General features: G+C 27.2%; 19 protein-coding genes and 1 pseudogene. 3 read left to right on the top strand and 17 right to left on the bottom strand.

Annotated elements, in window-relative coordinates; all coding sequences use genetic code 11:
- Positions 1-22: 22 nt before the first annotated feature.
- The gene (locus MPF19_RS12460) at positions 23-541 is read right to left on the bottom strand and encodes a hypothetical protein (RefSeq protein ID WP_203394501.1); all 519 of its coding nucleotides are present in this window, start codon (positions 539-541) and stop codon (positions 23-25) included.
- A 75-nt stretch (positions 542-616) separates the two neighbouring features.
- Positions 617-1,342 (bottom strand): CDP-alcohol phosphatidyltransferase family protein, encoded by a 726-nt coding sequence (locus MPF19_RS12455; protein ID WP_203394502.1) that lies wholly within the window; start codon positions 1,340-1,342, stop codon positions 617-619.
- A gap of 96 nt (positions 1,343-1,438) precedes the next feature.
- Here MPF19_RS12455 and MPF19_RS12450 point away from each other — a divergent pair, with 96 nt between their 5' ends.
- The 3 genes from MPF19_RS12450 to MPF19_RS12440 all read left to right on the top strand — a co-directional run bounded on the left by MPF19_RS12450 (position 1,439) and on the right by MPF19_RS12440 (position 4,744).
- Positions 1,439-2,422 (top strand): YheT family hydrolase, encoded by a 984-nt coding sequence (locus MPF19_RS12450; protein WP_249988499.1) that lies wholly within the window; start codon positions 1,439-1,441, stop codon positions 2,420-2,422.
- Positions 2,423-2,492: 70 nt separating this feature from the next.
- Entirely contained in the window at positions 2,493-3,563 is a 1,071-nt protein-coding gene (locus MPF19_RS12445; RefSeq protein WP_249988498.1) for a putative type IX sorting system protein PorV2, read from the top strand.
- A 5-nt stretch (positions 3,564-3,568) separates the two neighbouring features.
- The gene (locus MPF19_RS12440; RefSeq protein WP_249988497.1) at positions 3,569-4,744 is read left to right on the top strand and encodes a lipoprotein N-acyltransferase Lnb domain-containing protein; all 1,176 of its coding nucleotides are present in this window, start codon (positions 3,569-3,571) and stop codon (positions 4,742-4,744) included.
- Here the strand turns inward: MPF19_RS12440 and MPF19_RS12435 are convergent.
- From MPF19_RS12435 to MPF19_RS12365, 15 genes and pseudogenes are all read right to left on the bottom strand, one after another.
- On the bottom strand, positions 4,731-6,113 hold the full coding sequence (locus MPF19_RS12435) for an exopolysaccharide biosynthesis polyprenyl glycosylphosphotransferase (protein WP_249988496.1): 1,383 nt from the start codon (positions 6,111-6,113) through the stop codon (positions 4,731-4,733). The two genes, MPF19_RS12440 and MPF19_RS12435, sit on opposite strands and share 14 nt — an antisense overlap.
- A gap of 108 nt (positions 6,114-6,221) precedes the next feature.
- Entirely contained in the window at positions 6,222-7,127 is a 906-nt protein-coding gene (locus MPF19_RS12430; RefSeq protein WP_249988495.1) for a hypothetical protein, read from the bottom strand.
- Between the two features lie 3 nt (positions 7,128-7,130).
- Positions 7,131-8,556: pseudogene (locus MPF19_RS12425) on the bottom strand (MBOAT family O-acyltransferase).
- A 9-nt stretch (positions 8,557-8,565) separates the two neighbouring features.
- Positions 8,566-9,741 carry a glycosyltransferase family 4 protein gene (locus MPF19_RS12420; RefSeq protein ID WP_249988494.1) on the bottom strand — a complete coding sequence of 392 codons (1,176 nt, stop codon included), beginning with the start codon at positions 9,739-9,741 and terminating at the stop codon, positions 8,566-8,568.
- Entirely contained in the window at positions 9,741-10,826 is a 1,086-nt protein-coding gene (gene wecB, locus MPF19_RS12415; RefSeq protein ID WP_203394510.1) for a non-hydrolyzing UDP-N-acetylglucosamine 2-epimerase, read from the bottom strand. Before wecB ends, MPF19_RS12420 begins: the two co-directional genes overlap by 1 nt.
- A 2-nt stretch (positions 10,827-10,828) precedes the next feature.
- A complete protein-coding gene (locus tag MPF19_RS12410; RefSeq protein WP_249988493.1) occupies positions 10,829-12,154 on the bottom strand; it encodes a phenylacetate--CoA ligase family protein in 1,326 nt (441 codons plus the stop codon).
- On the bottom strand, positions 12,151-13,164 hold the full coding sequence (locus MPF19_RS12405) for a glycosyltransferase family 4 protein (RefSeq protein ID WP_249988492.1): 1,014 nt from the start codon (positions 13,162-13,164) through the stop codon (positions 12,151-12,153). The genes MPF19_RS12410 and MPF19_RS12405 overlap by 4 nt, the downstream gene beginning before the upstream one ends.
- Positions 13,157-14,419 carry an O-antigen ligase family protein gene (locus tag MPF19_RS12400; RefSeq protein ID WP_249988491.1) on the bottom strand — a complete coding sequence of 421 codons (1,263 nt, stop codon included), beginning with the start codon at positions 14,417-14,419 and terminating at the stop codon, positions 13,157-13,159. Before MPF19_RS12400 ends, MPF19_RS12405 begins: the two co-directional genes overlap by 8 nt.
- Positions 14,420-14,498: 79 nt before the next feature.
- Positions 14,499-15,575, bottom strand: a complete 1,077-nt coding sequence (locus MPF19_RS12395) for a glycosyltransferase (RefSeq protein WP_249988490.1) — start codon at positions 15,573-15,575, stop codon at positions 14,499-14,501.
- On the bottom strand, positions 15,568-16,695 hold the full coding sequence (locus MPF19_RS12390) for a glycosyltransferase (RefSeq protein ID WP_249988489.1): 1,128 nt from the start codon (positions 16,693-16,695) through the stop codon (positions 15,568-15,570). Before MPF19_RS12390 ends, MPF19_RS12395 begins: the two co-directional genes overlap by 8 nt.
- Positions 16,692-17,687 carry a glycosyltransferase family 2 protein gene (locus MPF19_RS12385; RefSeq protein ID WP_249988488.1) on the bottom strand — a complete coding sequence of 332 codons (996 nt, stop codon included), beginning with the start codon at positions 17,685-17,687 and terminating at the stop codon, positions 16,692-16,694. The genes MPF19_RS12390 and MPF19_RS12385 overlap by 4 nt, the downstream gene beginning before the upstream one ends.
- Positions 17,677-19,230: a glycosyltransferase family 2 protein gene (locus MPF19_RS12380; protein ID WP_249988487.1), complete on the bottom strand. Its 1,554-nt coding sequence runs from the start codon at positions 19,228-19,230 to the stop codon at positions 17,677-17,679. The genes MPF19_RS12385 and MPF19_RS12380 overlap by 11 nt, the downstream gene beginning before the upstream one ends.
- Positions 19,227-20,363, bottom strand: coding sequence for a glycosyltransferase family 4 protein (locus MPF19_RS12375; RefSeq protein ID WP_249988486.1), 1,137 nt, complete (start codon positions 20,361-20,363; stop codon positions 19,227-19,229). Before MPF19_RS12375 ends, MPF19_RS12380 begins: the two co-directional genes overlap by 4 nt.
- A gap of 14 nt (positions 20,364-20,377) precedes the next feature.
- On the bottom strand, positions 20,378-21,763 hold the full coding sequence (locus MPF19_RS12370; RefSeq protein ID WP_249988485.1) for a UDP-glycosyltransferase: 1,386 nt from the start codon (positions 21,761-21,763) through the stop codon (positions 20,378-20,380).
- Between the two features lie 24 nt (positions 21,764-21,787).
- A complete protein-coding gene (locus tag MPF19_RS12365; RefSeq protein WP_249988484.1) occupies positions 21,788-22,585 on the bottom strand; it encodes a hypothetical protein in 798 nt (265 codons plus the stop codon).
- Positions 22,586-22,590: the final 5 nt, after the last annotated feature.

Here is a 22,590-nt window from a genome sequence, read left to right as displayed (position 1 = left end):
CTTACACTCCTTTTAATATTAGTTAAAAACAAGGGCTACTGCCATAAGGATTTGAATTATGATCAATTGTAAAGTTAAATTCCTTTTTATCTTTTCCTCTAATATATTTTACGTAATCCCAAATTCCTGAATGGGTAAGTTTATATGCTCCGTTTACTTTACCATTATATATTTCATCATAATAATTAATTATAGTTGGATGCGCACCTCCTTCAATAAATTCTTCCTTAGAATGTTTAAGAATTAAAGGTTCTTTTTGTCCTTCATATTTTAATTTGACCGTTTCCTTATTTTTACTAAAACCTATCCAAATTCTTTTAGATTTATCATCATTAAAAGTGTAACAGATATAATGATCTATTTTGAAAACCGAATCAATAGCAACCTTTTTATCTATAGAATCAGCAGGTTTGTAATCCTTTAAAATTTGCTTCTCAAGTTTTGGTTCTTTAGTATTCGAAGTTTTTGCATCCTTTTCTTTACAGGAAATGAAGAGTATTAAAGTTGTAAGAATAATAGTAAAGATTGTTCTTTTAATCATTTATTTTTAATATTTATATCTCATAAAAGTGCTAGAGAAAAGAAATGTTTTACGTTAATAACTATATATTTACTTCTAAATTAACTCCTTTTTTCTATAATTACTCACTACAGATAAAACAACGTAGAATATTATTATCAAAGGAATCGAAATATACTGTAAGAAGATAATCATCAATAAAGATACTACTAAAAACAAATACTTTACCAAATTATTCTTGATAGAGTATTCCTTAAACTTTAAAGAAAACAAAGGCAATTCTGCATTCATTAAATAAGTTAACAATACTGTAATAGCTATTAAAAAGTAATTATTTCCTATTAAATTTTGAGCTACTTCAATTGTTGAATATTCTTGAATTAAAGGTAAAGAAATGATAAACAAACTCATTGCAGGAGTAGGCAAACCAATAAAAGAATCCGATTGTCTTGTGTCAATATTAAATTTCGCCAATCTATAACAAGCTCCTAAAGTTAGTATTAATCCCAAATAAGGCAGGTAGTTATGTTCGTTAAAATCATGTAAGCCAGAAGAATTTTCAATTAATAATTTATACACAATAATTCCGGGTACAACTCCACTTGTTACCATGTCTGCCAAAGAATCTAGTTGTTTTCCTAACTCCCCAGAAACGTGTAATAACCGAGCTGCAAATCCATCAAAAAAATCAAATAATATTCCCAAAAGCACAAATAAACCTGCCAAGACAAAATCTCCTTCAACCGCAAAAATTGTTGCAATTGTTCCACAAAAAAGGTTACCAAGTGTTAATAAATTAGGAATGTGTTTTTTGAAATTCATTTTAAAGTTTGATTTATAGGCTAAAATAAGAAATCATATTTGGTCGATTTCATTATTCTATATTTTTTTTAAGATATTTGTAATAATTATAAAATTATGCCCGTATTTACATCCGACTTCGCTCCTCCTTTCCCTTTTAAAAGTGGTCATTTTAACACTATTTACAGATCTGTTTTCACAAAAGAATCTTGTAACTATGAAAGGAAAAGGATTTCTACTTGGGACCATGATTTTATGGATCTAGATTTTTCTTTGGTGGGATCTAAAACCTTAGTCTTACTTATTCATGGCTTAGAAGGAAGTTCTCAATCTAAATATATCGTATCTACAACCAATCACTTAAATACAAAAGGATTAGATACCGTTTGTTTAAATTTAAGAGGTTGTTCTGGCGATGATAATTTACTTTTAAGCACTTATCACAGCGGAAAAACAGAAGATGTAGATTTTGTAGTACATCATCTTTTAGATAATTATGACTATGAGAATATCATACTCATTGGTTTTAGTTTAGGAGGTAATTTAACGCTTAAATATATAGGTGAACAGTCTGATCATATTTCATCAAAAGTAAAAGGAGGAATTGCCGTTTCTGTTCCTATTGATATTGCTTCAGGAGAGTTTGAATTAGAAAAACTTAAAAACAAAATCTATCTACAGCGTTTTTTAAAAAGTATGAAGACTAAAATTTCAGAAAAAGCAGCAAAATTTCCTGAATTTCAATTAGATAAAGATAAATTAGCAAAAGCTACCCGATTTAAACATTTAGAAAACTTATACACCGTTCCTGTATTTGGCTTTGATAGTGCGGAAGATTATTGGGAAAAAGCGAGCGCTAAACCGCATTTATCCAAAATAAAAATACCAACATTACTTATAAACTCTAAAGACGACACCTTTTTGTCTGATACATGTTTTCCTATTGATGAAGCTCATAATTCTAAAAATTTCTTTTTAGAAACTACAAATTTTGGAGGACATTGTGGGTTTGTCTCTTCTTTTTACAACGCTAAAAACAAGTGGTTAGAGCAAAGAATAGAAAGATTTATAAGAGAAAACATTCATATTAATATCTCCTAAACAATATCTTTAAAAAACTACTGTTATTTTAGTATGTTTTTAGATATTTGTTACAAATAATTTTAAGCCTTTGAAACAAAAAATATTATTTTTTATACTGTTTACACCACTACTTTTATCTGCACAAGCATTTAGAAATTATTCCAATGAATTTTTAACTATTGGGGTTGATGCTGCTGGTTTAGCAATGAGCAAAAGTGTTGTTGCTACAACCAATGATGTAAATTCTATTTACTGGAATCCAGCAGGATTGGTTGGTATAGAAGACTATCAAGGTTCTTTAATGCACGCTTCTTATTTTGCGGGAATAGCCAATTACAATCATGTTAGTTTTGCAATGCCAATAGACAAAGAAAGTGCCGTTGGAGTTTCTATAATTCGTTTTGGTGTAGATGACATTCTAAATACTACAGAATTAATTGACAGTGATGGAAATATCGATTATAATAGAATTCAACTTTTTTCTTCGGTAGATTATGCCTTTAATTTTGCATACGCTAGAAATTTACTTTTTAAGGATGTAAAATTTGGAGTGAATGCAAAAATTGTAAGAAGAATTATTGGTGATTTTGCTTCTTCCTATGGATTTGGTTTTGATGCCGGAATTCAGTTTGAACGTAATTCTTGGAAATTCGGGTTGATGGCAAGAGACATTACCACCACCTTTAACAGTTGGGCCATAAATGAAGATGAATTCAATAAAATTAAGGATGCTATTCCTGGGCAAAATCAAGATTTACCAGAAACAACAGAAATTACAAAACCAAAATTACAATTAGGGGTTGCTAAAAATTGGGAAATAGGACGCATGTTTAACCTATTAACCGAAGTAAATGCCAATATGCGTTTTGCAAAAACCAATGATATTTTTTCTTCGGACGTTGTAAGTATAGACCCAGCAATGGGGTTTCAAGTAGATTATGATGCATTGGTTTATTTAAGAGCAGGAGTTGGTAATTTTCAATACATCACAGAATTCGACAACTCAAAATCGCTTTCGATGCAACCCAATTTTGGAGTTGGTTTTAAATACAATGGCATAAAAATAGATTATGCTTTAACCAATATTGGTAGTGTTGGTAACGCCTTATATTCAAATATTTTTTCAATTACTATTGATTATAGTTTTTTTAGACCTTAATTTTCATGAACAAAAAGTACTTTCTTTTCATATTTTTACTTTCCATTTATTCACCTTTAAAAGCACAACTACAACTTTCTAAATATGGAGAAGTAAGTATTGTTACTGCCGGACCAGGAGAAGAATTATACGAAGCTTTTGGGCATTCTGCCATTAGAATTAAAGATCCCGTTTTAAAAATAGATTTAATTTATAACTACGGAATGTTTGATTTTAATCAGCCTAATTTTTATACTAATTTTGCAAAAGGAAATATGATTTATAGCTTAGCTCGCTATGATTTTAAATACTTTATAGCTAGTTATAGAAGAGACAAACGTTGGTTAAAAGAACAAGTATTAAACTTAAATCAGCCAGAAAAACAAGCCTATTTTAAATTCTTAGAAAATAATGCCCAACCCCAAAACAGTAACTATCAATACGATCCTTATTTTGATAATTGTGCCACAAAATTAAGAGATATTACAAAATCTATATTAGGAGATAAAGTAGTTTTTAATGACAACAACGTAGAAAAAAACCTCACATTTAGACAATTAACAAATCATGAAATTCCTTGGAATTCTTGGGGTACATTTGGTTTAAATTTAATTGCAGGCACAAAATTAGATGAACAAGCCACTTTTGAACAGTATATGTACTTACCAGACTATGTGTATAGTTCTTTTAAAGACGCTACTGTTTTTATCAAAAATCAACCAAAAAAATTGGTAAAGAATGAAATTGTTCTTTTAAAATTTAAGGAAAAAGAAGCGAAGAGTTCTCTTTTTAGTCCGTTTTTAATCTTTAGCCTTTTAGCGCTATTCGGAATTTATATTACGTATAAAGATTTCAAAAGTGATAAAAGAACCAAATCCTTAGATTTTATCTTATTTTTTACCACTGGACTTATTGGTTGTGTCCTATTTTTTCTATGGTTTTTCTCTACGCACTCTACCGCTCCAAATAACTTTAACTTGTTGTGGGCTTTTGCACCTAATATAATTATAGCTTTTGTATTACTAAAAACACATCAACCAAAATGGTTGCAAAAATATATGTTAATGCTACTTTTATTTTTAGTAATAATTCCTATTCTTTGGGTGGCAGAAATTCAGGTTTTTCCTGTGGTTATAATTCCCTTGTTAATATTTCTTTTTGTGAGATATTTCTATTTATCAAAAAAAATTATTGACCTTTAAAATATAATACTGTAGTAAACGTCATAATAAATATTTTAAAATCTAAAAAAGCACTGCGTTCCTTAATATAATATAAATCGTAACGCAATTTGGTTTCTTGTTCTTCTATTGTATTCGCATACGGATAATTTACTTGCGCCCAACCGGTTAAACCAGGTCTTATAACATGCCTAATTGCATAAAAAGGGATCTTAGCTTCTAAATCTTTCACAAACTCGGGTCTTTCTGGTCTGGGACCAATTAAACTCATATCTCCTTTTAATATATTAAAAAACTGAGGCATTTCATCTAATCTAGTTCGTCTTAAAAACTTACCAAAAGCAGTAATTCTCACATCGTTTTTTTGAGCCCAAACAGCACCACCTTTTTCTGCATTTTTAATCATAGACCTCAACTTAAAAATTTTAAAGACCTTACCATTTTCCCCAACTCTTACTTGCGTATAAAACAAAGGGCCTCTATTTGCTATTAAATTTCCAATAACAATGAATGGAATAATACATAAAAAACCCAATCCACCTATTAAAGAAATTAGTATATCTACTAACCTTAAACCAAAAAGGTAAAAGTTATTGGTATTATTTTTACTAAAATTAATATGTCTATAAAAATTATGATTCAGATATTCTTTAGGAATTCTAGCATTTACATTTTCATAAAAAGTTTCGTAACTAATTATATTTACTCCTTGTTCAAATAACACAACAAGTTCTTTGTTTAAACGATTGATTACCTCTTCAGAAAGATCTTTTTTAGAAACAATAACATCTGTAATAGCGTTATTTGCAATTATTGGAGTTATCGTTGTTTTAGTGATATCTACATACCCTTTTATTCCTTTAATTTCTTTATCCGATAAATAAGCAAAAACATCATGAAAAGAATCATTATGTACTTGAGTCAATAATTTTTTAATTCTTTCTGAATTACCTACAAAAACAATAGATTTAAAATACTTAGGAGAAAATATTAAAGACATATATATAAATCGCCAAAGTAAAATAGGTATAAAAGAAAGTAAGAAAAAATAAACAATCTGTAATCTATTTGGTGGTAATTCAGGTGAAAAATAAGGTGTGAAAATATAAAATATTGTAGTTGCAAACACAGTAAGAACAGCAGCTCTAACAGTTAAATATTTATTATTTGATACATTTAAACCATACAGCTGAAAAATTTGTCCAAAAATTAAGAAATAAAAAACTAACAAGAATAACCAATTAAGAATGGCATTACTAGTAAATTTTATATAAGTAAAATTGATAAATAAAGAGGCTAGATACAGACTAGAAATAAGAATAAAGACATCTATTATTCCTAAAAAAAGTTTTCTTTCTGATACATTAAAGTATGATGTTTTTGTTGTCAAATGATGCTGTTTTGTTTAACTTTTTTAAGTTAATTCAACTACATATATATAATCGAAAAAGAGTTCTTAATATACTATATGAGAGGTAACAAATTTATAAAAAGATTACTAATTAATAAGTAATTTAAAATTATTTATAAAAATTAATGTACTCTGCTCTCTTCCTTTATTATTTACATGTATTTTGTCATAAAAAAATTCATTTTTATTTACTAAAGCAGAAGAGCTATTTATAATAGAATACTCTAATTTGTTATTAAAAGTAAACTTTTCTAACTGATAAGGAGCTATATAAATAATTAATTTACATTTATTTTCATCTAAATAATTTTTAATATCTTTAATTATAGGATTGGTAATTTCTGTGTCAATTTCTTTAATTTTAAAAGTAGCATTATTATTTTCATGACCAGAAGATGGATAAGAATAATTACCGAATTTATCAAATTTATTTCTAAATTTAGGTTTAATAATGCTCAAAGTAGCAGGTAATAATAACTCTAAATTATAATAAGAATATGCGAAAAAAGGATTATAATTAGAGTTTGTTAAAATATTTAAAGTACTTTTTTCATATTTCTTAAAATGATTTTTCACATAATCTCTATCTATAAAAGGCACAAAACGATAATCATTATTACCCAATTCTAATGATGTTTTTTTAAAGTGATTAGCGTCTAGCACTAAAACTAAATAATCTGCTTTGTAATTCGATTCAAAAAAATGATGAATCATTAATGATTGCGTTTTTAAATCAGTATCATCCATAGATAAATTAACACCTTTTAAGCCTAATTTTTCATCAATTAAATTAGAATTAAGGGTTGTTAAACCTCTACTAGAACCTACTACAAAGTAATCTAATTTTTTATCAGAATTAAATTCATTCACTAAAAAACTACTTTTATAAAAACTAGATTTTTTTAAGAAATAGTTAGCACTAAAAGCAACAACATTGCCTAAAACAAAGACTAAGGTAGCATAATAAAATGTTTTTATTAAAAATTTTTTCATTCTTTAAAATTGAAAATAGATAAAATCTGCATGATTTTTTATAGCACCTAAAAAAGCGATTATTAAACATAAGAAAACCAAAAAATAAGATTTAAAATACGTTTCAATTCTTCCTTTTTTATCGTTATAAAATTCTGTAATTATTAAAAAAAGAATACTAAAAAGCGTAATACCGGTAATAATTAAATACTTACTGGTTGATGCATAAAATTTACTTCCGTTAGATAAACTAAAAATTCTTGTGATGTAATTTATAGCATCTGTAATAGTAAGAGATCTAAAAATAACCCAAGAAAACATCACTAAAATAAAAGTTACTATAATTTTTAAAAAATTAAATGTAATGTTCTCCGTTTTCGATTTATTACTTCGCTTTTTTAAAGCAATAAAAAGTGGAATATATAAAACCGCATGAATAAATCCCCAAAAAATAAAAGTCCAATTTGCACCATGCCAAAACCCACTTACAATAAAAACAATACCAACATTTCTTATGGCTTTTAGCAACGTTCCTTTACTTCCGCCTAAAGGAATATATAAATAGTCTCGAAACCAAGTAGAAAGAGATATATGCCAACGTTTCCAAAAATCACCAATGTTTTTTTGACAAATAAGGAAACTTAAAATTCACCATTAAATCAAAATTAAAAAGGCGGGCAGTACCAATGGCTATATCTGAATACCCAGAAAAATCTCCATAAATCTGAAATGAAAATAGAAATGCCCCCATTAATAACGATTCAAAAGATTGATTTTGGTAATTACTAAAAATTCCATTTACTATAATTGAGGCATTGTCTGCAATGACTATTTTCTTAAAAAAGCCCCAAACAATTAATTGTACTCCAGAAACAGCTTTATCATAAGAAAAAGTTCTTTTATTATAAAACTGGGGTAATAAATTTGATGCTCTTTCTATTGGACCTGCAACTAGTTGCGGAAAAAAGCTTACAAAAGATAAAAAAGCGATAAAGTTATTGGTAGGTTTTAGTTTATTACGGTAAACATCTATAGAATAACTTAACGTTTGAAAAGTATAAAAACTGATTCCAACAGGTAAAATTATAGTAAGCCTTTGTTCTGATATTGAATTTCCGAAGAAAGTAAAGGCTGAAGCAAAACTTTCTAGAAAAAAATTGTAATACTTAAAAAACCCAAGAAGTCCTAAATTAACAACAATACTTACACTTAAAAAAAGTTTCCTTTTAGAAACATTAGTAACTTCATTTAGTTTTTTACCTATTAAAAAATCTATGATAGAACTAAAAAAGATTAGAAAAAGAAAGCGCCAATCCCAAAAACCATAAAAGACATAACTTGCTATTAACAGCACTAAATTTTGTTGCTGTGTTTTTTTAGAAAAGACAAACCAATATAGTATAAAAACAATCGGTAAAAAAACGGCAAAATCTATTGAGTTAAAAAGCATTTAATATTTTTAATTTATAAAATCTTGAAGTTTATCCATTTGTTTTTCTAAGTTAAACTCATTTAAATGAGCACTTTTATTATTATTTGAACATACCCTATAATCCGTATTATTCATTTCTTTAAAAATAGAAATATTTTTAATTAAGCTTTTTAAATCACCTGGTTCAGAATACAAGCCCGACTTGTAACTTCCTAAAATTTCTTCTGCTTCTCCAGAACCCACATATAGAATAGGAACTCCCAATTGCATTAATTCGAATATTTTGGAAGGTACAGCTCCATATATTTTATTTTTTAAAGGAACAAAACCAATATCGTATTTTCTAATTTCTTCTTTAATTTCCTTAGCGGTTCTTACACCATAGAAAAAAACATTGTTATTTGGGTTTGCTGCAAACTCTATGATTTTTTCTTCTTCCATTCCTGCACCATATATATGTAATTCTGAACCAATTTCTTTAAAATTAATTTCATTACAAATATTTAAAATGCCTTGTGCATATCCTAACAGACCGGCATAAACAATTTTTAAATTACCCTCACTTTTCTCCTTTACGGAATACTTTTTAATATTAGGAACATTTCTATAAACCAAAAAATCTTTGTCTACAACTGCTTTTATATGCGTTATTATTTCTTCAGATTGTCCTATTATTTTATCTGCCAATTTATAATTTACTTTTTCTATTTTTTCTAAAAAACTATAGAAGAAACCTTTTTTTATCACTCCTAATTCTAAGGCTGATAAAGGCCAAATATCCGAAACATTTAAAACATTTTTACATCCTAATAATTTACTAAAAAGCAAACCAGAGAGCGCCACTAATAAAGGTGGAGATTGAATGATAAATAAATCTGGTTTTTTTCTTATAAAACTAAAAATAGAAAACCAAAAAGACCATGCAAAAGATAACATACTAAACAATCTAACAATTGCTTTTTCTGATTTAGATGGATATATCCAAAACCTTTTTACTTTTATGCCTTCGATAGATTCATTTACTGTAAATTTATTTTTATATTTTTCAAATATTTTCCCAATAGGATAGTTAGGCAAAGGACAAATAATAGTAACATCATTCCCTTTTTCTGTCAATCCTTCTGCTAAATTTTTAATTCTATTAGCAGCTGCCCCCATTTCTGGTGGATAATAATTTGAAATAATTACAATACTTTTCCCCATTAAATTGTAATAATATGATTGATAATTCTTTCTGAAGTTTTACCATCCCAAAATTTAGGGATTCCTCCTTTTTTCCAATCATTTGCAAAAACTCTTTCTAATGCTCTTTTAATTGCACTAGGATTTGTACCTACCAATTCATTGGTACCAATTATTATCGTTTCAGGTCTTTCTGTATTATCTCTTAATGTTAAACAAGGTATTTTTAAATAGGTTGTTTCTTCTGTAATTCCTCCAGAATCTGTAATTACACACTTAGCGTTTTTTACCAAATAATTGAATTCTAAATAACCTAACGGATCAATTAAATGTAAATTTTTTAGATCTATATCTAATTTATTTAATATGGATTTTGTTCTTGGATGTGTCGGAAATATAATGGGAATATTATTAGAGTTTTCTATAATTGCTTCTAAAAAAGCTTTTAATTTAAACTCTTCATCTACATTTGCTGGTCGATGCATGGTTAAAACCATATAATTTTTATCGCTTAAATTTAATTCATCAAAAACAGGTGGTTTTTTTAATTTATCTAAATTAGAGATTAAAGTATCTATCATTGTATTACCTACATACACAATTCTATCCTCTGTAATACCTATATTTTTTAAATTTTCTATAGCTACTTCAGAAGTAACATAAAAGTAATCAGTAATTGCATCGGTAACCATTCTATTAATTTCTTCTGGCATAGATAAATCAAAAGAACGAATTCCACCTTCTACATGTACCACTTTTGTTATTAGTTTTTTAGCAACTATAGCACAAGCCATGGTAGAAGTAACATCTCCAACAACCAAAACTACATCTGTAGGGTTTGCTAATAATTCTTTTTCGAAAGCCACCATTATACCCGCCGTTTGCTCTGCTTGTGTACCAGAACCAATTTCTAAATTAACATTTGGTGCAGGAATATTTAGTTCTTTAAAAAAAATAGTACTTAACTTTTCATCATAATGTTGACCAGTATGCACTAATCTATAATCTATAGAAACACCTTCCTCTTTTCTTTTAATAATTTGATGAATAATAGGCGCAATCTTCATGAAATTTGGTCTTGCTCCTGCTATAATTGTTAATTTCATATTTATTTTTTTAAAGTACTTTCTACTATTTGAGGTTTCCCTGATTTTGAAGGAGCTATAAAATCGACTTCTTTATACTCAATTATAAAATTAGCATCTCGAATATGTTTTTGCATTTCTGATGTTGCTCTTTCTAAAACATCAATATGAAAGCTTTCTGATTTTATATATTTAATGATAATTCTTCCTTTTTTTTCTTGTATAACTTGAAATTGTTTAATTTCTGTAAAATATTCAAAAATACCAGTAAATGAATGCACTGTCAATTTTCTATCATCTAACAAAACAACAATATCTGTTTCTCTACCTACTATTTTTTCTAATAAAGGATAATTATACAATCTTTTTTCTGGATATTTTTCTTTTGGTAACTTAATTGCTAAATCACCTATTTTATATCTTATTAATGGCATTGAAAAAGCATCTAATCTTGTTACAACAACATTACCTATTTCTCCATCTGGAACAGGATTATGATCATCATCTAAAATTTCTAAATACACATGAGGAGACATGATGTATTTATATTCTAAATCTTTTTCACTAGCTATTAAAAAACCTTCATTACAACCATACGTATCATATACTTTTGTAGCAAAAGCTTTTTCTATATTTTTTTTATAATGACTAAACATTTTATCGCCTAAACTAATTACAGACTTAAAATGTACATTAGAATTATTTTTTAAAGCATATTCTGCAATAATATTTAAAGATGATGCATAACCAGCTAAATAATAATTATTTGTATTATTTATTTCTTTAAAAAGGGATGCTAACTGTTCTTCTGTTAATGAAAAAGCTGTGATGTATTTTGTTTTAAACAAACCATCTTTTATCGATTTTAAAAAACCTCTTTCAGGAGACATCCCTGTTTGTACTAATCGATTACCAATTTTATAACCGCTCCACTCCCACCAATGCGATAAAATAGCTCTAATATTTGACTGCTCTTCCTTATTCATATAAACAGTACTTTGAACCCCCGAAGAACCACTACTTGAATAAGATATTAAAGTAGCTTTATCTACTTCCTTTGAAAGTAAATTTTTAGAATCATTTCTAATATCATTCTTTGTTAAAATAGGAAAGTTATTTAACCATAAATAAGGATTACTGCCTTCTAACTCAATAGTTTTATATTTAGCTACATTTTTTACAGTATGCTCTAAAATAGTTTTTAAATTCTTTTTCTGAAGATTTTCTAATTCAGTTTCAGAGAATGAATCTAACTTTCTCCAATATTTTAATTGCTTTAGATATGATGATTTATTAATGAAATCTCCGATAGGTAAAAAAATGTTTTCAATTAATTTATTATAAATCATTTTAATATTTTAAACCATTTATATTTTATAACCTCCCAGTCAAAAGTTTCTGCTTTTTCTCTTGCTCTTTTAGATAATGTAGGATATTTACCTTTAACTACATCCATAATAGCATTGGTCATTTGAAGAGTATCTTCTTTTTCAACTAATAAACCATCAACTTTATCATCAATTAAATAAGGCATGCCACCAACATTGGTACTAACAATGGTTAAACCTAATGCCATGGCTTCTATAACACTTATCGGCGTATTATCAAAATTAGTGGTATTTATAAATATGTCGTAATCTTTAGATTTCTTATGCCAATCTTCTTTAGTTAAAACTCCTGTAAGTTCAACAGAACTTTCTAAATTATACTCTTTTATTAATTCTAATGTTTTCTGATGAGAATCATCTAAAAAAGGTCCAATCATACACAAAACAGCTTTCGGATATTCCTTTTTTAATTCTAAAAGCACTTTAATTGCTAATGTAGGATTGTAAAGAAGTTTAAATGATCTTACCCATAATAGTTTTGGTTGAATATTAGTTCTATTGATGTAATTATAATCTTCTAATGGAATTGTATTGGGAATAAATTCTGTATAGTAATTTTCTTCTTTAAAAGCTGTTTTTAAATAATTGGAAGGTGCTATATTTTTATAAGCATTTTTAAAAATAGATTTAGACAATACCGAACTATTTTTAAGTCTTTTAGGCAAATCACCGCCTCTTAAAATAGGAATATATTTTAAAGAAAAAAAGTTACAGATTAATGATATTAAATAAGCATAATAAAAATTTAAAGTGCTAAAAGTATCAATTAAAACGAAATCTACTTTATTCCTAAATAAGATTGTTTTGTAAATCATATCTAATAATCTAATCAATTTATTAGTCTTATTGGATACGACTGTTACGGTAAAACCTTCTTTCTCTAATAATTCAGAAAGTATAGCTATTGATGTTTTGTATTTAGATTTTTTAGAAAGGTTATTACCTATGTATAGAATTCTCTTATCATTCATCGATTAACTCATTTTCTATATCCGTAATTCTTATCAAACTTAAGGCGTATATAAAACCTGGCAAAGCAACTCTCATTGCCGAATGATTAATGGTTAAAAACCACATCATATAAAACGCTATGATAAATGCTTTTTGAAAGTTATTGCCTTTAAAAAAATTAAAGAGAGGTACAATTAACAATAATAATAACAAAACAAATCCAATAATTCCATGCTCTTCAACTAATCTTCCTACCTCATTATGAGAAGCTGCTGTCATTCTTTTTTGTGATTTCATTCTTTCATACTTACCATTACCAACTCCAATACCCAAAGGATGTTCAAAAAAATTAGTAAACTGATATGCTAATATATCTACTCTACCAGTAGTAATATCTTTCTTTTGTATTCCTGCCGCATTTTTACCTGTGTACCTATTATCTAACATTCCGCCTGTTATATTAGAGGTGTAAACCCAAATAGCAACCAGAAATAATCCAAATATAAGCACGTATTTAAAAATGATCTGCAAACTCATTTTCTTATATATAATATAAAAAAATGCAAAAAAGACTAAAGAAATTGCGGCTGTAAAAATACCTCCTCTAGAAAAAGTTAATAGGCCTCTGTATATAAAATATATTAAAAAGAATGCATCTAAATAAACATAGCCTGTTAATTTCTCTTTCAATAATAAAAAAATAGCTATAATAAGTATTCCAAGACCAACAGCTGCAGCAACTTGATTAGGTCCAAACCCTCCAGAAGTTTCAGCTAATGCTGCTCCTCCAAAAAGAATTTCTTTTAAATCTGGTGTTCTAAAATACATATAGGTAATCATTGAAAACAATGGTAACAGCATAAAAAATAATGCATCCATTAAGTCTTGTTTACTTATGGGCCTATAATAAAAGTACAAAGCACAGACACCTAATACAATCGGACCACTTAAATTAAACACAATATTTGTACGTAAAGACTCTCCTTCTGGCACTTGAGTAAAAACAATACCCAATAATAAAAGTAAAATATAAAACAGATAATGTACAGAAAACCGCTGTTTAAAAGGTCCAAAAATAATACCTAAGACTAAAAATAGCATTACACCATATTTTCCAATTTCGTAAAGAAGAGTTCCCTGAATCATCCTTAAAAATATTTCTCCTCCTGCCAAATAAGAAGCAAACAAAAAGGCTTCTTCATTTTTATTATTAGAATAAACAATAACTACCAAAGGAACAATAAGACATAATAATCCATAAATTTTCGGAAACATAGGAAACGTTCCTAAATACCCTATAAGAATATGAATACATATAAATTTTAATTTATTATTTAATATTTTCTGAACCAAATTATGAAGTATATATTTTTATTAATTGATTTATAAAGCTTTTTTGAGAATAATTTTCTGCTACATTTTTATAATGTAATGCAGCAAAAGTATTTCTCTTTTCTTCTGAATTAATATACTCTTCTAGCGCATTTGCCAATTCGAAACTATTTTCTTTATCTACAACAATTCCAGATTTATCATTTTCAATAACTTTACCACATTCACCTACATTAGTTACTACAACGGGTAATTTAGCCAATCCATATTCTAATAAAGAAACGGGAAGTCCTTCCGACTTCGAAGACAAAACAGCTATGGTAGCTTGATTTAGAATATTCGATATATCTAAGCAAACTCCATATAAATAGACAGATTTCTCTAAATTATTTTCTAAAACAAATAGTTTTAAGCTATTAGAGTATTCATCATTAAAGTCTTTACCAATAAAATGTAAAGTCCAATCTGGATATTTAATATGTAGACTATTAAATGCTTTTAAAATATTTAAATGATCCTTAACCTCTCTTAAAGAAGCTAAAATTACAATTCTTTTATTTTCTTCTCCAAATAATTTTGTTGTATTATTTTTATTAATGAATTGCGGAAAATTATCTAATTTTATTGCGTTTTTATGTTTTAACTTTTTAAGTGCCCAAGTATTTAATTCTTCATTCACATTAATAATTCCTTTAAAAAAAATACTTGTAAATTTAATCACCAAAAATTTAAATCCTTTTAACTTTATATAGTTTCCGGTGTGATTATGCCATATTATTTTTACTTTAGGATACACCAATTTCACACAAAAGGCAAAAAAGTAGGATGTAGTATGAGCGTGAATAATACCAATCTTATTTCTCTTTAAATAATTCTTAAACCTGAAAATTGCAGAGAAATCAATACTATTTTTCTTTTCTAAAAATAAGAAACCAATATTTTTATTTAAGTTACTTTTTAAAATCCCTTCCTTTCGAGTAGCACATAAATGTGAATTAATTCCTTTTGCACTCAAGCCATTTGCGATATTAACAGCCAATACTTCTGCCCCACCAGCATCTAAAGAATCTATTACCTGTATTACTCCTAAATTATTCATGTAAAAGTAATTTTTTAATCTCTGATGAAAATTTTTCTAAAGTATATTGTTGAGACCAATTTTTAGCTTCTAAAACTTGCTTTTTATACAATTCTTTATTTTTTATATAATTTTCAATAATGGACACAATTTCATTTTCATTCACATTACTTTCTACAATAGCTCCTCTAGCTCCATAACCTAACATATTCTCTACACAAGAAACTTTAGAAGAAATAGGTAAGCAACTCCAAAACATAGCTTCGGCAACAACTTTTGGCCATCCTTCAGATTTTGAAATAAAAATTAAGAAATGTGCTTTTTGAAACGCTTTTTTAACCATTTCTTTAGGTTGATTGCCGTGTAAAATAATATTTTTTTCAAGATTATTTTGTTCAACATACTCTTGAACTTTTATAAACTCCAATCCATTACCATACATATCTAATTGTACTTTTATCTTCTTCGCTAAAAGTTTCTCTATAACCTTAACACTTAACATTGGTTGTTTTCCTTCTGTAAATGCTCCGACAAAGATAAAATTAATTTTAGAAGAAAAATCTTTTTCAGGAAGATCTATAATTTCATGATTAATATAAGAAGCAGTAAAAAAAGGAACTATATTTTTTGATTGGCCTTCCCAATTTCCATAAACCAAAACTTTACAGTTTTTAGTTAAAAAAGTATTAGAAACTATCCATTTTTGAATGCGATAACTTACTGGTTGTTTGCTTTTAGGATCCCAATTACCTGCATACTTTACAGTTTTAGGTTTAGAAGGAAATAAAATTTGTACAAAACAACCTAATAATCCAACATTACCAGGACATCTTAAATGAATATGATCTGCCCAAAAACAAGCTTTTAAGATTTCAAATAAAATAAATGGAATTTTAAAAATCGAAACTATTTTAGTTTTTAAAGACAATACATTAAAACTTGGTATTTCCTTTATATGAATATTACTAGTATTATAAGGCACTTCTATAGCTACAATTTCGGCTTTAGATACAGGTGCAACAATTCTAGTTTCAGAAACATTCTGCAACCATAAATTCATTTCACGAACATAAGGTTCGTAAGCATATAGCTTTTGGTCTTTACTTTTATGTAAAGTATGAGATATTATTGCAAACTTCATACTTTTAAAGGTTTGTTGAATATTAAACTAATCCAACCTATTTTTCTTCCTAAGGCTTCGGTAAAAGCCTCTTTTTTCTTATTTGTAGTAAATGTATTTACAAATCTTATATACATTAACACCACTGCAATTGCATTCCATTTAAAACGAGCTTTTAAACCTGGTTTTGGGTATTTTGTTCTCCAAACGTACCATCCATTTCTACTTACCATTTTACCGTATTTAAACTTATTAGGTCTTCCTTCAACAGCATGATGATGTTCTAAAAGCACATTTGTAGCCAATACATTTTTCCCATATTTTAAAGCTCTTAAAGAGAAATCCGCATCCTCATACAAGCCATAGCCCTCAAAATAGGTTGAAAATTTTATTTCATCTACTACTTTTTTTCTGAAAGACATAGACATACCTATCAATAAGTCTACTTGATAACACTTCCCTGTTAAAGGATAGCCGCAAGATAATCCATTAGAAAACTCAGGCATAATTCCAGGCAATTGATCACTTCCTAAACCTAAATAATTTCTAAATACATGACGTTGACCTAATTTAACATGAAAACCATCAATGGAAATATATTTTTTAGGATGATAATAATTTACTTTATTTTTTTTCCATTTATTTTCGTTTATAGCAATACCACCAACCCCAGTAATTTTATTATCAGATTCAAAAACATTTACTAAATTTATAAAATATTTTTTATCAAGTAAAGTATCATCATCTAAAAAACAAACAACCTCCACATTCTTAGAAACCTTTGATATTCCAAAATTACGTTGTTTTGTTAACCCTCTATTATTGTCTTCAACTTTAAAATAACGAAGATTTTTAAAGGTATTTTGCTCTAAAACAAGCGTTGTTTTATCATCTGTAGAACCATCAATAATTAAAATTTCATCTGGATATAATTCTTGCTCTTCAACAGATTTTAACAATTTTAAAATTGCTTCCGGACGCATATAGGTGCAAATAATTAAACTAAACTTCATATTCCATTAATTTAGTTGCCCATTTAACACTAATATTCCAACGTTGTTTAAAACTTTTAAGATATTTAAAGGGGTTTTTAATAGTCTGTCTATTATAAAATTTTAAAAACAATAACAATTTATAACCTTTTAATTGTTCTTTAGTGATATGTTTTAAGTTATAAGCCATAACTGTTGGTGATGGTTTAGGTTGTACTTGCTCTTTTTCCCATTTAGGATGAACCTTAGCCCTAAAGCCACCAATGGCTGCTTTTAAATGGAGCATTTTAACATATGGTATATATAGATTATCACACCCCTTATTTCTCAATTGCATTCCAAAATCATTGTCTTCACCGTAACCAAATTCATGTTCAGGTTTAAAAGTACAATCTTTTATATATTTACTTTCGACTAAAGATGCATTGGTACCAAACCCCCCCCATTGAAAATGAGTTTTATTACTTTCAATTTCTCCTTTTTGTAAACAACTTATACTAAAACTAGACATTCCAAAATCATTAATGTAACCAAATGATTTCTGTAATAAATCGTTATCAAACCGAATATCATCATCTGCAAAAAACACCCAATTTGATGTTACTTTTGATAAAGCTATATTTCTTGCATTACAAGCTCCTAATTGATGAATAAAAGTATGGTCTATCTTAAATGGCCAATTATTATTTAAATAATCTAATTCGGAAACCGAACTTTCTAACCCATTTTGCTCTACAATAATTACTTTTTCAGGTAATACCGTTTGTTTAGATAAATCTTTTAATACATTATACAAATGTTCTTTACGACCTAAAGTTGGTATTAAAACGTCTACTGTAAATAACTCTTTGTCAATTTTTTTCTTTGTTGATAAAACTTGTACATTCTTAAAACTTATTTTGTTTCCTAATTTTCTTTTTACAAACAAACTCATCAATAAATTTCCTAAGTAAATTTTCTTTTGATGATACATCAAAGAAAAAAACAATATAAATACCCATTCAATTTTATAATGTCTTCGCACAAATTTAAAAGACAATCTATTCTTTATCGCTGATTCTATTTTTACATTTTCAAAATCTCCTTTTAGTAATTGAGGAGTAGCATAACAGAATAAACCTTTAGGCATACTTAATTTAGCAAAACTAGATAAGTATAAGCCAAAAGATTGAGAAATTAATACAATTTCTTGTGATTGTTTAATTACAGCTGCATAAGCTCCACCAATATCGCCAGACATAAGCCAAGTAGGATATTGAACTTCTCTTTTAACATTTATAAAACAATGCTGATCTACATAGCCGATATCTTTAGAAATAACTCCCACTGAACCTACATTATAACTCGCAAAAATTAGTTGGTGATGAAAAATAGATTTAATATCTTTATAATTAATATTAGCACTTAAATCTTCATGACACCATATTAATAATTCATTTGAATATGTTTCAGATAACTTGTATAATGATTTTTGAATTGTTTTCTCGTTACAGAAAACTTCCTCTTTAGTAGCTGTATCTTTATACTTAATTGGTTTTACACCATCATGAAAAAGTACAATCATACTAAATTTTTATATAATTTTATATTCTTTTGAATCGCAAATTCCATATCAAAATGATTTAGAATTCTATTTCTTGCTTCTTTTGCCATTTTACTTGCTTCTTCTTTCTTATTAAGCAAAGTTAAAACTTTGTCAGCAAAATCACCTGTATCTTTTGGGTTTATCGTAAAACCCGTTTGTCCATCAATCATTAACTCTTTAGCCCAACCAATATTTGATGTCACTAACTTTTTTTCTAAAGCCATAGCCTCTAACCAAGTCATAGGGAAAGCTTCTGCAAAACTTGGTAATAAAACGACTTCAGATTTTTGAATATGTGTAATTACTTCTTCATAAGGTACAGCCTTTAAAAAAGTAACATTTTTTAATGCTTTTTTGGATAATAAGTCTTTAAATATAGCTAATGTAGATTGTTTTGTAAAAACATCATTATTATCTCTTCCTAACAAAGTTAAAGTAACAGTATTATCATTTTCTACTATTTCATTAAACATTTTAGCTATTTCTAATACCCCTTTTTTTCTAACAATAGTACCAAAATACAATAATGATTTTGATTTTATATGTTTATGATTGGGTATAAATAAAGTTGTATCAATTGCATTATGTACAACTTCAATTTCATTATTTAGCTTAAATAGTTCTTTGGTTTTCTTAGCTACAAAATTACTTACTCCAACTATTTTATCCGCACCAGACAAGGCTTTCTTTTCAAAAAAATAATTTTTAGCTTTTAATTTTCTTTTTTCTAAATCACAAAAGTAAGTATCCGAACCATGCAACCTTATTACAAAAGGACAATTAAATTTCATAAAAGCAGTAAAACCAGTCCATTCTGGAGATTCTATTATTTTTATTTTTTTTTGATGAATTATCTTATTTACATATTTATTAAAATAACGTCTATTTGTAAACCAAGTAATCCCTTTAAATACTTTTCTTTTCACCAAATGAACTTCTACTCCATTTTCTACCAATGTATTTTCTATGGACTGGCTATGAACAAAAACAGTTACCTCAAAATTAATTTTCGCCAATTGTTCTGCAAAATTCTTTGTAAAAGTACCAATTCCACCAATGTTTCCTTTAAAACTAGATATTGGATATTCTGGAGTAATGAAAGCTATGTGCATACAATTTAAAATGGTTATTGTTCTTTATTAATAATTTCGTGTATTGTCTCCCATATTCGTATGGATGATTTTTCTGGCTGAGATCCGCAAATAAATTGATACCACACTTTTGTATTACTTAAATCTGGAGATTTTAAAGCTTTAATGATAATAGATTCTATATCGTTTTCCGAATTTACCCATAAAACAGCATCATTTGAAGGCATTGATTGAAAATGTATGTACTTATATATTCTATCAATATCCCAATTCAAATTCACATTTTTAGTAGTCCTATAGTTTAAATAAGCACAAGATTTATCTTGGGCAACATAATCAAAAACCATTGAAGAACCAACATTAATAACCATTTCTGTATGATAAACCGTATTTGCCAACAAATCTAAATCTTCTGGTAAAGGCATAACTTGGTTCCAACTATTGCCTAAATTATTCCATTTAGGATCAATCAACACAATTTCTTCTCTAAAATTATTATAAATTTCAATATGTCTATTGGTAAAATCAACAGGACATTTCCTATAAATAATACCTATGTTATATCCTTTACTATTTAAGTTGCGTACTGCTTTTGCAACATCTTCTAAATAAAACTGATCATTAGGAGAAGTGGTAACATCATCCCCAGAAAAGCAGATATATCTTCTATCTAGTTTAAGATTATATGTTCTAAAAAATACTTTTTTAGAAGTAAACTTCGTGTTGTAATGACATTCAAACTGAGGACTCCCAGTTACATATATATGATTTTCATGAACCTTTGGGTAATATTGTAACAGTTCCTTTTTCATGTGTTCACTCCATACAAAGTAATAATCCGAATTTACGACCATTGTTCCTTTGGGTAAATTATCCCAAGAAAAAATAAATGTAACTGTAGGTATATTTAAATCTTGTGCAGCTAAAAGGGGGGCTATTGCACTAGCAGGTCTTTGATTTGTTAAAAATAACACTTTAGGTTTTTCTCTCTCTAAAGTTTCTTTTGATTTTATATAATACTCTGACTTTCTTTCTAATTGATGTAGTTTTTGTTCTATTTTAAGAAGTCCTTTCTGTGAATTATAAATAGAAACTAATCCATCAACATATAATGATTTTAGACCTTCTTTTAAACTTTTGTAACTATTAGGAAATATATAAGATAGGTAAGCTTCATCTTTAAAATTCTTATAATTCTGCTTTAATTCAATTATTTTTTTTGCTCTTTTATACAAGTCAGAAATTGGTTTACACTTGCCAATTTCTACCTGAATTTCTTTATAACCTAAATTTTTTATAGGAAAACTAGTGTTATTCCAATAAGTTACATCAAAATTTTGTTTTAATGCTTCTTCATAAAACTTACCAAAAGCAAAATTTCGTAATCCTACACCATCCGGTAATAAAATAAAAGCTTTCATAATAATATATTTTCTAAAATAACTTTATTTATTTCTATTCAACTTTATCATAATTTTTCTAAAAAACTTTTTCAGGTATAATTTATACTTAAAAGTATTGTCTTTCCATAATATATAATTTATTGTTACTAGACTATTATTATCTAAATCATTTAAAAGTAAATCAATTCTTTCTGTCTGTTTCTTATTTGAACCATAGGCTCTAGCATACCAAGAATGGAAACCTATAATTATACTATTATGATAAATTACATTTGTAATACAGTCATTATTAAGATTTAGAGATTTAGAAGTTAAATATTTAATTTTTTCTCCTTTACGTAATAACCATAAATAAAAACAATAATAAGGTTCATAGAGACTACATTCATCATATTGATAATCTAAAACTTCATTTAAAAAAAACTCTCCAATTTCTATTTTTTGGTTAGATAACATTTCTTTTTTATTCCATATCAATTTTATTTTTTTTAAATTAATAACTGAAAAAAAAGTATTGATACAAAACGGGTTATAATTTCTATGATTAATAACACCTCCATCTCTTACTCCTGAGACCGTGATATTATTTTTATCCATCTCATCTATTAAATCTATAAGTGTTTTATTTGATTGTAAAATAAAATCTTCATCAGCCATGATAATATAGTCATAATCTAAGTTCTTAAACTTTTTCATCATATATAAAACACTCTGTATACCATACATACCATCTCTTCCATCTATTACATATCTGTCATACTCTAAACCAAATAAATGATTGGTCTTATTGTATAATTCAAAATTAGATACAGTTGTTAAAACGGCAATTTTTTTCATCATAATTG

Source organism: Polaribacter sp. Z014, assembly GCF_023555435.1.
In the GTDB taxonomy this organism is placed as follows: domain Bacteria; phylum Bacteroidota; class Bacteroidia; order Flavobacteriales; family Flavobacteriaceae; genus Polaribacter.
Note: the sequence above shows the minus strand (reverse complement) of the source record. Positions and strands in the feature narration are given on the sequence as shown.